13 protein-coding genes and 1 tRNA gene are annotated in these 14775 nt (G+C 66.2%); 7 read left to right on the forward strand and 7 right to left on the reverse strand.

Annotation, left to right across the window (positions count from 1 at the left end):
* Positions 1-12: 12 nt before the first annotated feature.
* The 4 genes from yidA to RT456_RS09220 all read right to left on the reverse strand — a co-directional run bounded on the left by yidA (position 13) and on the right by RT456_RS09220 (position 3967).
* Positions 13-861, reverse strand: a complete 849-nt coding sequence (yidA, locus tag RT456_RS09205; protein WP_313345623.1) for a sugar-phosphatase — start codon at positions 859-861, stop codon at positions 13-15.
* Between the two features lie 141 nt (positions 862-1002).
* Entirely contained in the window at positions 1003-2751 is a 1749-nt protein-coding gene (locus RT456_RS09210) for a peptidoglycan-binding protein (protein WP_313345472.1), read from the reverse strand.
* A gap of 123 nt (positions 2752-2874) precedes the next feature.
* The gene (locus RT456_RS09215; protein ID WP_313345474.1) at positions 2875-3435 is read right to left on the reverse strand and encodes a hypothetical protein; all 561 of its coding nucleotides are present in this window, start codon (positions 3433-3435) and stop codon (positions 2875-2877) included.
* 10 nt (positions 3436-3445) lie between these two features.
* Positions 3446-3967, reverse strand: a complete 522-nt coding sequence (locus RT456_RS09220) for a hypothetical protein (protein WP_313345476.1) — start codon at positions 3965-3967, stop codon at positions 3446-3448.
* Positions 3968-4368: 401 nt separating this feature from the next.
* Between RT456_RS09220 and RT456_RS09225 the strand changes: the two genes are divergently transcribed.
* Positions 4369-5691 (forward strand): flavohemoglobin expression-modulating QEGLA motif protein, encoded by a 1323-nt coding sequence (locus RT456_RS09225; RefSeq protein ID WP_313345478.1) that lies wholly within the window; start codon positions 4369-4371, stop codon positions 5689-5691.
* A 48-nt stretch (positions 5692-5739) separates the two neighbouring features.
* On the opposite strand, the gene RT456_RS09230 is transcribed toward RT456_RS09225, so the two are convergent.
* On the reverse strand, positions 5740-5883 hold the full coding sequence (locus RT456_RS09230) for a hypothetical protein (RefSeq protein WP_313345481.1): 144 nt from the start codon (positions 5881-5883) through the stop codon (positions 5740-5742).
* A 544-nt stretch (positions 5884-6427) separates the two neighbouring features.
* Positions 6428-6703, reverse strand: a complete 276-nt coding sequence (locus tag RT456_RS09235) for a helix-turn-helix transcriptional regulator (protein ID WP_313345483.1) — start codon at positions 6701-6703, stop codon at positions 6428-6430.
* 146 nt (positions 6704-6849) lie between these two features.
* Between RT456_RS09235 and RT456_RS09240 the strand changes: the two genes are divergently transcribed.
* The 3 genes from RT456_RS09240 to RT456_RS09250 all read left to right on the forward strand — a co-directional run bounded on the left by RT456_RS09240 (position 6850) and on the right by RT456_RS09250 (position 12040).
* The gene (locus RT456_RS09240; RefSeq protein ID WP_313345485.1) at positions 6850-7434 is read left to right on the forward strand and encodes a restriction endonuclease subunit S; all 585 of its coding nucleotides are present in this window, start codon (positions 6850-6852) and stop codon (positions 7432-7434) included.
* Positions 7362-8969 (forward strand): N-6 DNA methylase, encoded by a 1608-nt coding sequence (locus RT456_RS09245; protein ID WP_313345488.1) that lies wholly within the window; start codon positions 7362-7364, stop codon positions 8967-8969. The genes RT456_RS09240 and RT456_RS09245 overlap by 73 nt, the downstream gene beginning before the upstream one ends.
* 224 nt (positions 8970-9193) lie before the next feature.
* Entirely contained in the window at positions 9194-12040 is a 2847-nt protein-coding gene (locus tag RT456_RS09250; protein ID WP_313345491.1) for a type I restriction endonuclease, read from the forward strand.
* A gap of 24 nt (positions 12041-12064) precedes the next feature.
* On the opposite strand, the gene ubiA is transcribed toward RT456_RS09250, so the two are convergent.
* Positions 12065-12967, reverse strand: coding sequence for a 4-hydroxybenzoate octaprenyltransferase (gene ubiA, locus RT456_RS09255; protein ID WP_313345493.1), 903 nt, complete (start codon positions 12965-12967; stop codon positions 12065-12067).
* A gap of 162 nt (positions 12968-13129) precedes the next feature.
* On the opposite strand from ubiA, the gene RT456_RS09260 reads away from it, so the two are divergent.
* The 3 genes from RT456_RS09260 to RT456_RS09270 all read left to right on the forward strand — a co-directional run bounded on the left by RT456_RS09260 (position 13130) and on the right by RT456_RS09270 (position 14452).
* Positions 13130-13206 (forward strand) — tRNA-Arg (locus RT456_RS09260).
* A gap of 131 nt (positions 13207-13337) precedes the next feature.
* Positions 13338-14042, forward strand: a complete 705-nt coding sequence (locus RT456_RS09265; RefSeq protein ID WP_313345496.1) for a DUF433 domain-containing protein — start codon at positions 13338-13340, stop codon at positions 14040-14042.
* Positions 14039-14452, forward strand: a complete 414-nt coding sequence (locus RT456_RS09270) for a DUF5615 family PIN-like protein (RefSeq protein WP_313345498.1) — start codon at positions 14039-14041, stop codon at positions 14450-14452. The genes RT456_RS09265 and RT456_RS09270 overlap by 4 nt, the downstream gene beginning before the upstream one ends.
* Positions 14453-14775 lie beyond the last annotated feature (323 nt).

The raw sequence follows: 14775 nt of genomic DNA on the forward strand, positions 1-14775 counted from the left end.
GTTTACGGGGCGCTACCGATGTGGTGCGCCTTGCAGCACAAACCGCTCGATCGCCAACGCCACGCCATCTTCTGAATTCGTCGCCGTCTCATGCAACGCGGTGGTCTTCACCGCGTCGATGGCGTTGCCCATCGCCACGCTGGTGCCGGCGTACTGCAACATGCTCAGGTCATTTTCCTGGTCGCCGATGGCCATCACCCGGCTGCGGTCGATCCCCAGGTGCTCGGCCAGTTTCTGCAGGCTCGGCCCCTTGCCTGCACGGTGGTCAAACACCTCCAGGAAGAACGCGGCGCTCTTGAGCACTGCGAAACGCTCGATCAGCGCGGCCGGCAGGCGCAGGATCGCGGCGTCCAGCACCGCCGGCTCGTCCACCATCATCAGCTTGGTGAAGGTCATCTCCGGATCCATGTCCTCCACGCGGCGGTATGACAGCGGCACGCGCGAGAGGTGCGAGTCGGCCACGGTGTAGAGGCTGATGTCCTGGTTGGGCGTATACAGGCGCTCGTTGTGGAGCGCCTGGAAGTGCACGCCAAGGTCGCGCGAAACACGTTCGCAGAACAGGAAGTCATCGAAGCTGAGCGGATACTCCACCACCACCTCACCGGTGGCCACGCGCGTCACCAGCCCACCGTTGCAGGCAATGCAGTAGTCCTCGCTGCCGTTGATGCCCAACTCGTCGAGGAACGGCGCAAGGCCCGACACCGGGCGACCGCTGGTGAGCACGACCCTTACGCCCTGCTCGCGGGCGTGGGCGATGGCCTGCTTCACGCGCGGCGTGAGCCTGTGCGCGGGATCGAGCAGCGTGCCATCCATGTCGATGGCGACCAGTTCGATAGCCGGCGGGTGACGCCCCATGTCCATCACGTTCAACGTTGACCACTGCAGAACACGCTGCCACGGCAGCCATGGCCGATAGTTTACTGCAGCGGTCCGTGGACAAAGAAAAAGCCAGCCAGGTTGCCCTGGCTGGCCTCATCACCACACGTGCAGCGGGTCAGGGCCTCAGCGGCCCATCGCGACCTTCTGGTGCTCTTCCTGCACCTGGGTCTGCTGCTGGCTGTTGTTGCTGCCCAACAGCTGTGCACTGGTGTGCTCGACCGACGGTGCCTGGCTCAGGTCCACCGCGGCGCGGTAACCCGGGGTGGTGCCCATCACGAAGGCCTTGCCGTCCTGTACGGTCACGCTCTGCAGCTTCTCCGGCGAATCGATGCCGGCCTGCTTGGCCTGCAGCGTGACGTTGGCCGCCGCTTCGTTGGAGATCACGCTTGGCAGCTGGCCACGAATGGCGTTGTGCAGCGGCGTGTCCGGGTGGCCCTTGTCGCCAAGCTGCGGCCCGGTGGCAGTGCGGGTGTCGGCGCCGTGCGACTGCGCGGCCGCCAGCTTGCCCAAGGTGTCGCGGCCAACCACGCCGTCTTCCTTCAGGCCCTGCTGCTTCTGGAAGGCCAGCACCGCTTCGCGGGTGTTGTCACCGAACTTGCCATCTTCGGCAAGCGGCTTGCCCTCGGCGTCGCGGACGCCCAGGCGGTTCAACTCGCCCTGCAGCTTGCCCACCTCGTCGCTGCGGTCGCCCTTGCGCAGGGTGCCGGCCGGTGCATGGTCATGGTCGTGCGCATGGCCATGCTTGCCCGCTTCCTGCTGGACGCCTTTGTTCCAGTAGGTCTCCGGGTTGATCAGCTTCCCGGACGGATCCTTCATCTGGTAGTGCACGTGCTGGGCGTACTGGTTCGCGCCCTGCGGGCCGCGACCGCCCATGGTGCCAATCGCATCGCCCGGCTCCACGTGCTGGCCCACCTTCACCTTGGTGTCCTGCATGTGCAGGATCTGGTGCGAGATGCCGTCGGCATCCTGGATCATCACGGTGCCGTACTTGCCGCCCACCGAGGTCACGGTGCCGGCGATGGGCGCGTGCACGGTCGGGTGCTGCAGGTTGCGGCCGGTCTGGCCACCCACGTAGTTGAAGTCGCTGCCGCCATGGGCCTTCTCGCCGCGGTGCTCACCGAAGTGGCCGGTGACGTGCGGCTTGACGCCGTTCTGCGGCGGCAGCATCACCTGCATGGTGTGGTCGTACGAGCGGGCCTGGCCGGCGTGCGCCTGTGCGGCGGCGCCAGCAGTGGCCGCGGCAGCCGGCGCGGCCGTCTGCGGCTGGGCCGGTGCATGGGTCTGGCCCGGTGCGTGGCCCTGCGTCTGGCTCAGGCGCTGGTTGACGAACTGTTCGTACTCATCCAGGTGCGGTGCGACCTTGCGATGCGACAGGCCCAGGCCGCCGTAATCCTTGGTCGGGCCGTCGTGGTGATACTTGTAGATGTAGTCTTCGCCCTGCCCACGGTCGCGGGCGAGGTTGCGGTTGTCGACAAAATGCGCCACCAGCGCGTCGGACTGTGCGTCGACGTCGAAACGGTTGGCGTTGTTCAGACCGTAGTGCTTGCCGGTCCTGTCGATGAACTGACCCAGGCCGGAGGCCGAGGTGGTGCCAGCAGCGGCGTCGGGATTGAAACCCGATTCAACGCGGGCGATGGCCAACACGTGCGCGGTTTCGCGCGGGGTGAGGCCGGCTTCACGCGAGGACTCGATCAGCGAGTCGATGACGCGCGACTGTACTTCGGGGGACGCATCACCCCAGCGGCGGGATTCGCCGTGCAGGGGACGGCTCTCGTCGATCGGCTCGCGGTAGTGGCTCCACGATTCGATCTGGCTGCTGCGGTAGGCCGCGCCAGCCGGCTGCACCATCTTGGTGTAAATGTCGTTAGGCATGTCTGTGCTATCCATTCTATGAGAAAGAGGCTTTCCTTAAGGGGTACCGCTCCTTTGAAGCGTATTGACCAACGGTCAATACCTACCACGGTGAAACGCATCGACGTCCGGTCGATACCTGCTTCAGTCTTCGATGTAGTCCACCTCCGGGTGCGTGATGCCGAGCTTGGCGATCAACTGCGAGTACTCGTCATTGTTGGGCGACTGTGCGTCGGCGTCGCCGCGCAGTGGCGGGTTGCTGTGGGTCAGCTGCTTGCCGTCGGCGTCGTACAGGTAGAACCATTCGCAGAACGCGCAGCCGAACGGCAGTTCGCCGTACTGCACCACGAAATACGAAGTGCCCTGCGTGTCCTCTGCGCAGGCCAGGCCAACGGCGGTGTAGTCACTCATCTCCGCCGGGGCGTCGATGGCACGGCGCTGGCCGTCCTTCTCGATCTCCAGGCGGGTGCGGGTGGCTTCGCCGTCCTTGGCCGGCAACGCGGTCAGGTGCAACCGTGCACCTGGGCATTCCTTGTGCATGCCTTTCTCTTCTTGCTGTGTGGGTGAAGGGGTAGCAGCCGCGGTAACCGCAGGCACGGCGGCGGGAGCCGGAGCGGCGGCGGTGCCGGCCTCTCCATCCGGTGCACTGCACGCGGCCAGCAACAGGGCCAGGGCCAGGGCGGGTGCGAAACGCAACGTGGACATCACGAGCTCCTCAGATCGACTCGTCGACCATGCGCACCAGCTGCCAACACGGGCGCTGGGCGAAATAGTACGACTGCTGGTTGCTGGTGTCCGGAGTGCGGATCAGCACCTTCATGCTGCCATCGTTCTCCTTGCTTACCTGCATCTCGCGGCCCATGCCCTTCAGGCCGGAGGGGTTGGGCATCACCGGCCAGGTGACCTCGCTGAGGGGGACCTTCTCGCTGACCAGCGTCGGCTCATCCTGCGCCTCGGTGTCGTAGCGCTCGCTCAGCAGCGGGTCGGCGACCGACGTCTCCTGCAGGGCGATCTCGCGGCCGAAATGCGGCAGGAACGTGTCGAAGTCGGCGTAGGCGCAGGTGCTCGCTGCGTCGGCGGTGGTGGCCAGGGCTGCCGGCGCGGTGGCGGCAGGCGCGGCAGGCGCGGCAACCGGCGCAGCGGCCACGGGTGCGGCGGCATCGATCGGGGCAGTCGGGGCGGCGTCGGGCTTGCACGCGGCCAGCAGAACGCTCAGCGACAGGGCGAGCAGCGTCATGGAACGATGATGGGACAACGGATCCTCCTGATTCGTGTCGTGGCGCGGATCACACTACGCCGGGGCGCGTAGCATAGCGGCGCGCCAACGCCATGGCGTTCACATGCCGGGCACGCACCGGGTCATTCGCGTCATGCGTGATGGCTAGCACACTGTAGATGTGAACTACATCACATTATAACGGTGACCCTTTCCTTCTCCCAACGGTCGACGTCAGGCTTTTGACATCGCGGCATCGTGGTGACCCTGGGATACTCTGCAACACGTACTGCGGCACACTGAACAGGCGTGGCAGGTGAGCATGGCCAGTACATTTTCTGGCCAGGAACACGTAGAAGGACCGTTGTCCGCGTAAGCGGCCGGGACCACAGTGCCGGAGTGGCTCTCCCCAAGGTACCGCCGTGGAACTGCTGACCTCCCCGCCCCGCCCTGATCCCACCCAGGCGGACCCTGCGCTTGCCCCGCTGCTGGAGGTGGATGCCCGGCTGGCCAAGCTGGGCAGCAGGATCCGCGTGCTGTCCGGGCTGGCGTGGCCCATCGAGTTGGAGACCCGCTTCCTGGACGCCTGGCGCGCCGGCAAACCGCAGATGCCCGCCCCGCCGACCCAACCGGTCGACCACGCCGACACCATCGGCGCGCTGGACCACATCCTGCAGCACGTGGACCGGGGCCATCCGGTGGGCGACTGGCTGTTCCGCACCGCCTGGAGTTACCGCGTGGCCGCCATCATGCTGGCCAACATCGGTACCCCGCGTTTCACCGAGTGCTCCACCCTGCTGTACGGCCAGCCCGCCACGCAGTACCGCTCGCAGGCCACCACCACCGCGCAGTCGGCGGCGCAGATGCTGGCCATCACCGATCAGCTGATCGGCTCGCAGTACGTGCCCCGCATCCAGTACGACATCCCTGCCCCGGACTTCTCCGTGCTGTTGCGCCAACGGATCGAGCCGTTCTTCACCGATGACCCGGTCAAGGTGGTCCTGGATACGGAGCTGGCCTCCAAGGCCGCCGCTGGCAGCAAGGTCATCCGCCTGCGCGCCGATGCCCTGTTCTCGACCTTGGACCTGGACCAGCTGGTCGAGCACGAGGCCTTCATCCACTCCGCCACGCTGCTCAACGGCAAGCACCAGCCCTGGCTGCGCTGCCTGGGCGCCGGCGCACCGCGGACCACCCGTACCCAGGAAGGGCTGGCGACCTTCTCGGAAATCATCACCGGGGCCATGGACATCAACCGGCTGCGGCGGTTGGCGCTGCGCGTGGTACGGCTGCAGGAAGCGCTGGAAGGCGCGGACTTCATCGAGGTGTTCCGCGCATTCCTGGCGGCGGGGCAATCAGAGGTGGACAGCTACCGCAGCGCGGCCCGCATCTTCCGCGGTGGCGACGTGCGCGGCCGGGTGTGCTTCACCAAGGACGGGGCGTACCTGGAGGGGCTGCTGCTGGTCACCGCCTTCATCAAGCGCGCCCTGCATGAGAATCGCGGCGATACGCTGCGCCTGATGTTCTGCGGGCGGGTAGACCTCGGCGACCTGGTGACGCTGGCTCCCTATCGTGAGACCGGGCTGATCGCAGCGCCCCGCTATGTACCGCCGTGGGCGCAGCACCCCGAGCGGGTGCTGGCCACCTTGGCGTTTTCCACCGCCGCCCAGGCCATGCGCGTGGACACCTTTGACCTGCAGCGTTTCTCGGCCTATGAAGATGAGCTGATGGCAACCGCTGAAGCATGAAGGCCCCGCCGAAGCGGGGCCCTCACGTGTGGTCGGTACAACCAGCCGTCACTCTTCTTCGTCCTTCCCACCCTGCTGCTGATTCTGGTTGCGCTGCTGCTGTTCCTGCTGCTGTTGCTGCTGTTGGCCGCGTCCGCGCTCCTGCTGCTGACCACGCTGGTTCTGGGAACTCTGATTGTGCTGCTGGCCCATGTCGCATCTCCGGATGCCGCGGGCGGAATGCCGCGGTCGGAGCAATCGTGTGCAGCGCAGGGTTAAGGCCGCGTGGCAATATCCATACGAATTCGTCAATTCCGCCCGGTACGGAATCCGCAACGTCTGCGTTTTCAATGGCCTATGTGCGATCCCGGCATGCTTATGCCGTGATGTCATTCCCTGATGACGTTCGCCGGCAGCCAGCGTAGTCATCACCCTGAACACGGATGTCTACGCAGGCCCGAGTGACTGCATTCTGCGCACGGGATGAATCGCGATTGATCGGCACTCTGCAGCGACCAATCCCGAGATACGCAACCTTTCAAGAATCCAGCGATCCGTTCCAGTTCCCAGGGACGTTGTGCACCATTCCGAATGGTGCGGAGCGCCCCATTGACGCTCCATCCTGCGCCACGCATGGTTGGAACCCATGAACACCCTGCATCCGATTCTGCGACTGGCGGAGATTGCGAACGTGCGCCAGCGACACCCTTTCCCGGGCGTGATCACCAACATGGCCGAACGCGTCAGGAGCAGAGGATTACCGCCCCTTTGTTTCATGAGGAATTCGCTTCTTCCTCACGCGGGCCTCCAGCTCCGCCACAACGTCCGGAAGTGATGTTCCGCAGATGCGCGCCAGATCTCTCAGCTCGATCACATCCAATCGGCGGCTTCCGCGCTCCACGTCACTGACGTTTGACTGCGTGACGCCCAGCCTATCTGCGACTTCGCTCTGTGTGAGGCCCGCCTCCAGGCGCATCGCGCGCACAAGATCAACAAGCAGCGTGTATTCGGGTCGATGGATGGTCTTTGGCATGGCCGCGCATATTGATAGGGCGGCTTCAAAAGCTATATCTAATTTCCCAATATCGGAAAACGGGATATGATGTCGTACTTCCAACGCGGTGAGGCTTCCATGCCCGTATGGTCCAGATCAGCTGACACGTGCTTCGCATGGAATCCATGAACTCCCTGCATCCGATTCTGCGCCTGGCCGACGTTGCCAGCGTGCGCCAAGGCCACCCCTTCCGGGGCGCGATCGTCGACGTTGCCGATGGACCGGTGCGGGTGATCCAGCTGAAGAACGTGACCGCCTGCGGCGTGCACGATGCGGACGCACTGCTGCGTACCCGTCTGCGCCCACGCAAGGTGCCGGAGTGGGTGCGGGATGAGGACGTACTGCTCACCGCGCGCGGCAACCAGCCGGTGGCCGCACTGCTGTGTGCACCACCACCGGACACGGTGTGCAGCCCGCACCTGTACGTGGTCCGGGTCACCGCCCACGACGCGGTGCTGCCCGCCTTCCTGGCCTGGCAGCTCAATCAGTCACCGGCACAGGAACACCTGCGCCGGCAGTCCGCCGGATCGCGCCAGAAGAGCCTGCGCAAGGCGGCGGTGGAGCAACTGCCACTACGGTTGCCGCCACTGGCCCAGCAACGGCGCATCGTCGCCATCGCACGTGCCGCGCAGGTGGAGTGCTGCCGCTTCGAGGCACTCATCGCCGCGCGACGCCAGGAAATCGCGGCCGTCGCCGCACGCCTGCTCTGAAGGAGAACCACATGAGCCGCACTCCCCTGCGCGGCGTGCCTGCCACGCTCGCCGCACTGACCTCCGCACGCGATGCGCTCGAAGGCGCGGGTAGCGAAGAGACCGCCACCCACCTGCTGCTCGCCTTGCTGCTGCTGAAGATCGCCAGCGATACGGCCGATCCGGATCCGCTTCCCGTGCACAGTGAACAACCTGGCACGGTGCGCACCATGCCCAGGCTGGAGGCGCCTGGCGAGGCGCGCTTTGAACGCCTGTTCCAGCAGCGCTACTCACCGGGCAATGCGCCGCGGCTCATGGCCGCGCTGCGCCTGCTGGCCCAGGCCAATCCAGCCAGGTTGGGCAACCTGTTCCCGGCCTTGCAGCTGGAAAGCGGACTGCCTGCGGATGCGGAGCAGCGCGATACGGTGCTCAGGCGGTTGTTCGACCGCTTCTCCATTCCCGCGTTGGACTTCCGGGGGCGGCTGAGGACCTACCGCCCCGATATCGGTGAAGCCGTTGACCGGGTACTGGAGCGTTCGACCGCACAGCGGGGGAGCGCGGCCAAGCCGCCTTCGGTTCCGGACGCATTGGCGTGGTTGATGACGGCGCTCACCGATCCAGGCAGGGACGAAGCAGTATGCGACCCCGCCTGCGACGACGGCCGCCTGCTGCTGGCGGCGGCACGCTGGGTCTGCGACGCCCATGGCGGGCACAGCCGGCTCGGTGCGCGTCAACAGCTGCTGTGCGGGCAGGAGCGCGATCCCCGGCGCTGCGCCGTTGCCCGCCTGCGCCTGCTCCTGCATGGATTGGGGAATCCGTACCTCCGTGCCGGAGATCCGCTGGATGAGCCGTTGCTCGAAGCAGGTCGGCTTCGGCGCTTCCACGTCGCCCTCGCGTGCCCGCCGCTGTCGTTGCAGTGGTCGCCCACACGGGGATTCAGTGATCCCTACCTGCGCTTCATGCACGCCATCGTGCCGCGCCAATGGGCGCACGCCGCGCTGATCCAGCACATGCTGGCCACGCTGGACCCGCAGTACGGCCGCATGGCCGTGGTGGTGCCACACGGCGTGCTGTTCCGCGACGGTGCGGAGGCCAGCCTCCGCCAGGCGTGGCTGGATGCGAACCTGGTGGAGACGGTGATCGGGCTGCCCGACCGGCTCTTTGCCGGCACACCCGTGGCCACCGCACTGGTGGTGATGCGCACGGTCCGCCGCGACGCTGCCGTGATGTTTGTCGACGCGGCGGTGCTTGCCAGACCCGCTGGTCGCGGGCCACGACTTGACGCGGCGGGGGCCGCGCGTCTGCACCGCATCTGCAGCGAGCGCGTCAATGTGCCGGGAATGGCGCATCTCGCCAGCGCGGAGGAGGTTGCGGCGTCAGGCGCCAATCTGAGCATCGCGCGTTACGTGCAGCCCGCGCCGGTTTCCTGCGATGTCACCGACCTCGCCGCACTCCGCGCGCGGCGCGTCGCATTGACGGCGGAGCTCAACGAGATCCAGCAGGCGCTGAATGCCGAGCTGGATGCGCTGACGAGTGAACTCTTCGAGGCAGGGTGATGACGTGCGGCATGCCGGCTCACGCAGACTTCGATCGTCTGCGGCTATGTAGATTGATGAAGCCATCGAGCAAATTGTGCGCACTGCATCGGGCCAACGCAGGAATCGGAATGGTGCACACAGCGTGGCGCGCAGGTGATCGAACACACTGCTGCCATGCATATCATTGGCCAGCATCACCGCGCTGACGGCGCAGCGCTTCTCCTGGCCGCGGCGCCAAGTCCATGAGCGCCACGTTCCCGAATGACGGTGTGGTGCGGTCCGTGCGCGGCTGGCTGCAACGCCTGGGATGGAGTCACCTGGCGAGCGATCAGCTGGCCCCGCTGCGCGACCCGCACGACAGCCACCTCCTCATGAAGCGCCTGCTGCCGTGGTTGCGGCGCTATCGGTTCCAGTGGGCCGGTGAGCGTGTGCCGCTGGCGCCCGATTCTCTCGCGCTGATTGTCGACCACGTCGAGGCGTGTTGCCACCTGCTGGACTGGCGCAGCGCCAGCAATGCGGTTCACCGCCTGCTGCAGGAGGGCGTCCCCTCCGAACAGTCGCTGCCCGACGGCACCCTCACCACGGTGATGGTGCAGCTGCTCGACTGGGAGCATGTCGGCCGCAACCACTGGGACGTGGCCGAGGTCGTGCACGGCCTGCCGTTCTGCGGCGCGGCCGACGTCCGCGAACTGGTCGGCTTCGTCAATGGCCTGCCGCTGGTGGTGCTGGCGTGCGTGGAGCGCGACCGGCAGGGTCGCTGGGGCACCACCGCCGACGGTATCGAGCACCTGTGGCGTGGGATGCGCTCCGGGAGTGTCGCTCCGCCTCCCCCGCAGGCACAGCTGCTGTTGAGCCTGGACCGCCGGGGCGGCCGCTATGCCACCGTCGGCACGTCGCGTCATGCGTGGGTGCGGTGGCGTGAGCACGGGTGGAATCCGACCCTGCAGGCCCAACTGCGCGCGGCAACGGTGCCCTTTGCGGACGGGCCCCTTCACCCGCCCCGCTCGGCCCATGCAGAACTGCTGTTCGGTCTGCTGGCCCCTGCCCGGCTGTTGCAGCTGCTGCGCGGCTTCATGCGCGTCGGCACCGGCGGCGTTCGGCACGTTGCCCGGTCCGCACAGTTCTTCGCCGTGCAGCAGGCACTGCAGGCGCTGCGCACGGTGGATGCCGACGGCCGCCGCAGCGGCGGGCAGCTGTGCCTTGCGGCCGGCTCAGGCCTCCAGCTGACCCGCCATTGGCTGTTGCGCGCCGTGGCCGCCGACCCGTCGCTGCGGGGCCTTCGCGTGCTGCTGCCGGTCACGCGCAGCATGCCTGCGGCGCCGGACCGACGCCGCAGGCGTCGCGACCCGCTGCCGGGCTCCCGCCTGGACGGGTTCCTTGCCGGTGCCGGGCCGGCGTCGCTGGAGCTGACGCTGAGTGCCCTGCGCGGCTGGGCGCGCCGCACCCTCGAACCGCAGCCCAGCGACGATCTGGTGCTGCTGGTGGACGGCGACCTGTGGGAGAGCGACCCGGTCGCGCTGCGTCGCGTGCGGCGCTGCCTGCCCGGCGCCACATGGCTCACACTCGTCGCACAGCCTGTCACCGCGCCCGCCGCCGACCTGGACCCAGGTCCGCTGCTGTTCCAGTACCCGCCGCAGCAGGCCGTCGAGGATGGCGTCGTGGCGCCCGTGTGGACCGACCGTTCGATCGCCGTTGGCAACGGACGTCGCGACGCCGGCGCGCGCGAACCCTGCAGGGCGGCGGCCATCGGCCAGCACTTCCATCGTGTCATCCGCCTGGCCGAACGCGACCTGCGTGCAATGCTGCTGGCAGCGGATGCGCAACAGGCCCAGAACTACCAGCGCGCGTTTGCGTCCGAGGGCAACCTGCGCGTCCAGGTCATCGCGTTTGATCCAAACGGCCTGCCGGAAGATCGCGCCTGCAGTGCTCCCCCGCCCGAGGTGGAGCTGCTCATCACCTACGGCACGCTGCCTGCGGTGCGGGACCCGCGGCTGGCCCTGCTGTATGTCGACCGTGCGTTGACGGGTGTCGAGCGCCTGCGCGCGATCAGCCTGACCACCTCACTGCATCCGGACAAGCAGGCATCCCTGTTGATCGAGCTGCACGATGGGCCTGCGCACGGCACGGGATCGGCACCGGAGGGCCCCCTCTCGGCCTGGCTGCCCCTGCCGGTGGCGGCGGACCCGCACGACCTGTCCGCCCGGTACAAGCGTCTGCGCGCCTTGATGCCGGACGGCATGGGCGACGACTTCCATGCCTGCCGCGACCACCTCGCCCCCAACTGGGCGTTGAACCGGCATGGCGGCGATGTGGACCTGCATCGCCGTCGGCGCGACCTGCTGCACGTCCGGGTCACGGCCTTCGGGCAGCGGCTGCAGGTGGTGACCTCTTCCAACGCCGCCTTCAGAGGGGCGCAGTCGGCAGCACTGGGCACGCAGTACCGCCGAGAGCTGCACCGGTACTCGCTGCTGCGCGACGCGGCGAGCCACGAGGCACGGGAGCTGGGCCGCTATGTGGCCGAAGACGTGCGGGTGCGCCACTGGGCGCGTGAACAGGCACCGCAGCTGCGTGAACTGGCGGCCGACTACCAGGTACTGCGCGCGATCGAACCGCCCGAAGTACCGGCCGCACAGCGCGCGAACCAGCTCTACACGCAGCTGCGACTGCGCCTGGACGATGCAGGTGAGGAGCCACGGTTCGTGGACGAGGGCCGGCGTTCGCTCTGCCAGGTGCTGGCCGACCATGCGGACCCCCACGCACGCCTGCAGGCGCTGACCGTGCTGGAGACAGCACTGCAGCGCTCTCCTCTCGACCCCGGGAATGCGCCACCACGCTCGCGCGGGACCCTGTTGCTGGAAGGCGTGCTCGATGGCGCGTTGGCCCCGCCGCTGTGCGACTCGATGGGCAGCCGCATCGATGCGCTGGTGGCGGCGGCGCGGACCGTGCTGCCCGGCCTGCCGCAGGTGTTCAGGGAAGAGGTCCGCGAAGAGCTGCAGCGCGTGTTTGGCAGTTGCCTGGACGACGCCCAGCTGCAGGCCGTGGTGGACGCGGTGCTCGCCCGCGCGCCTTACTGGCCCGCCACCGACTGAGCACCTCGCCTGCCGGGTGCAGGTTTACGGCATGGTCGCCCCGGCCAGCGCGGCGGCGATGCCCGCGAACAAGGCCGCGCCCACCCAGTTGTTGTGCAGGAAGGCCTTGAAGCACGGATCGCGCTCGCGCTTGCGGGCGATCCAGAATTCATAGGCGATCAGCCCGGCGGCGACGGCCACGCCCAGCCAGTAGTAGAGCCCCAGCTCGCCGCGTACGCCCACCAGAGCCATCGTGCCGAGGAACAGCGCATACAGGATGCCCTGGATGACCAGATCCAGATCGCCGAACAGGATCGCAGTGGAGTGCGAGCCCATCTTGAGGTCGTCGTCGCGATCGACCATGGCGTACCAGGTGTCGTAGGCGGTGGACCAGAGGATGTTGGCGCCATACAGCAGCCAGCCGATCACCGGCACCTCGCCCTGGATGGCGGCGAACGCCATCGGAATGCCCCAGCCGAAGGCCATGCCCAGGTATACCTGCGGCAGATGGGTGTAGCGCTTCAGATAGGGGTAGCTGGCGGCCAGGAAGATGCCGATGAAGCTCATCCCGATGGTCAGCGCGTTCAGGGTCAGCACCAACGCAAATGCCACCAGCATCAGGCCGGCGAACAGGACCAGCGCCTCACGTCCGGACACGCGCCCACTGGCCAGCGGGCGGTCCTTGGTGCGCTTCACGTGCGGGTCCAGCCAGCGGTCGGCGTAGTCGTTGATCACGCAGCCGGCCGAACGCGTCAGCCAGACGCCGGCCGTGAACACGAACAGGGTCCACAGCGGCGGCAGCCCACCGGACGCCAGCCACAACGCCCACCAGGTCGGCCACAGCAGCAGCAGGGTGCCGATCGGGCGATCGGCGCGCATCAGTTTCCAGTACTGGCCCCATCGCGACGGCGGGGCACCGGCGGGGGCGTCAAAACGTTCATAAGCCATGCGTAAAGGATACCGCCAAGCCCGCCGCCGGGCGTCGCACGGCCCGTTTCACCCCGGGGGGCAGACCTGCGCCGCGTTTACGGATAGAATGCCCGTCCCGCACCGCCTCATGGCGCTGCGATGCCCGCCCCGGCCTGGCCGGCGGCACGGCAGTTGCAACATGCGCTCGTAGCTCAGCCGGATAGAGTAGTGGCTTCCGAAGCCATTGGTCGGGGGTTCGAATCCCTCCGGGCGCACCATCTTTCCTCCCTTATGCATCTCTGCTCGGATCGCTGGGATGTTGCGGTGCGTCTCAGTGAGAGCGACGCGTCTGGCGCAAGATCTTACTTTGGGTCAACCATAGGCCCCCCACTTGGGTAGACTCACCGCCATGGGCGTAGCCATGCCAGCGCAGGACACCTTCGGACTCGGTCTCTACTCTTATGCAGATGCCGCGAGGTTCATTGGTGGTAGCCCGGCCGAGCTTCGACGTTGGTTGAAGGGATATGGCACGCGGCGCGACGGTCAGTTGATTTCGCATCCACCGCTGTGGTCCTCCCAATGGAAAGACACGGGAATTGAAGGCATAGGCTTCCGTGACTTGATTGAGTTGCGCTTTGTGCGCACCTTTGTGGCCCATGGCGTACCACTGAATCTGATCCGTCGCACGATCGACGAATTGCATGAGCGGCTTGGCCGGGAGTATCCGTTTACAAGTACCACCTTTAAAACCGACGGAAGTCGGATCTTTATGGAATTGATCAGCGACAGCGGTGATCCTGCGCTGGTTGATGTGGTCAAGCGGCAGGACGTAATCCGTAAAGTTATCGCACCATCGTTGCGCGAGGGCATCGAACTGAACGTGGATGACCACGCCGCACGCTGGTTCCCTCTGAAGGGTTCACGTGCAGTCGTGTTCGACCCTGACCGAAGGTTCGGACAACCAATATTGACCGAATCTGGCGTCCCAACCATCGCCATCTGTGAAGCTTTACGAGCGGAAGGCGGAGACGAACAGCGAGTCGCCCGTCTATACGAAATTCCTGTAGCGGCCGTGCGAAAAGCCTTAAAATTTGAGCAACGGTCCGTTTCGTGAAAGCCCAGCTCGACGAGAACCTGCCTCCCTCGTTGGCAAGGGCGATTCATCAGATCGCCCAAGTGCATGACCACGAAGTGGTTCACGTCCGTGACTTTGCAAGTACTGGAACCAAGGATCTCACCCTTTTCGAGCTATCGATCCAACAAGGCGTTCGGATACACGTCACGCAAGACCACCATCACAGACGTCAGCCAGAGCGCGAAGCAATTGCCCGACTTGGGCTGACTGTGTTTGTTCTTGCCAAAGGTTGGGATACGCTCAGCCACTATGATCGGGCGGCGAGACTTTTGGAATGGTGGCCGAAGATAATGCATGTCGCAGAGCTCACGACCCCAGGTTCTCTATTCAAGGTTCCGCATAAGCGCGCCTCCAGCGGAACACTAAGCCAGGTCAAATCCACCCAATGAATTGACCTGTACTTGTACATTGTGCTCCAGGCTGCCGTGCCTACTCTCAACATACTATCGATCACATTGGCGATCGGCGCATGCTTACCCACAGCGCTTTGCACCGCGGCTCGGCCATCACTCCAGGTGAAACACGGCTGTAGCTCGGCCGGATAGATCAATGGCTTCCGAAGCCATTGGCCGGGTGTTCGAATCGGGTCCGCCATCTTCTCCGTTTCGCCGAAGTCAGCGCGTCCGGCGCGCGCCGTGTGGTTCTTTGCGTGTTCGAGGCTGACACACATTTTCACACCGAAGGCCAGTTTGAGAGCCTGCCGAAATGTACA

Origin of the sequence: Stenotrophomonas sp. (genome assembly GCF_032099025.1) — a bacterium.
Classification (GTDB): domain Bacteria; phylum Pseudomonadota; class Gammaproteobacteria; order Xanthomonadales; family Xanthomonadaceae; genus Stenotrophomonas.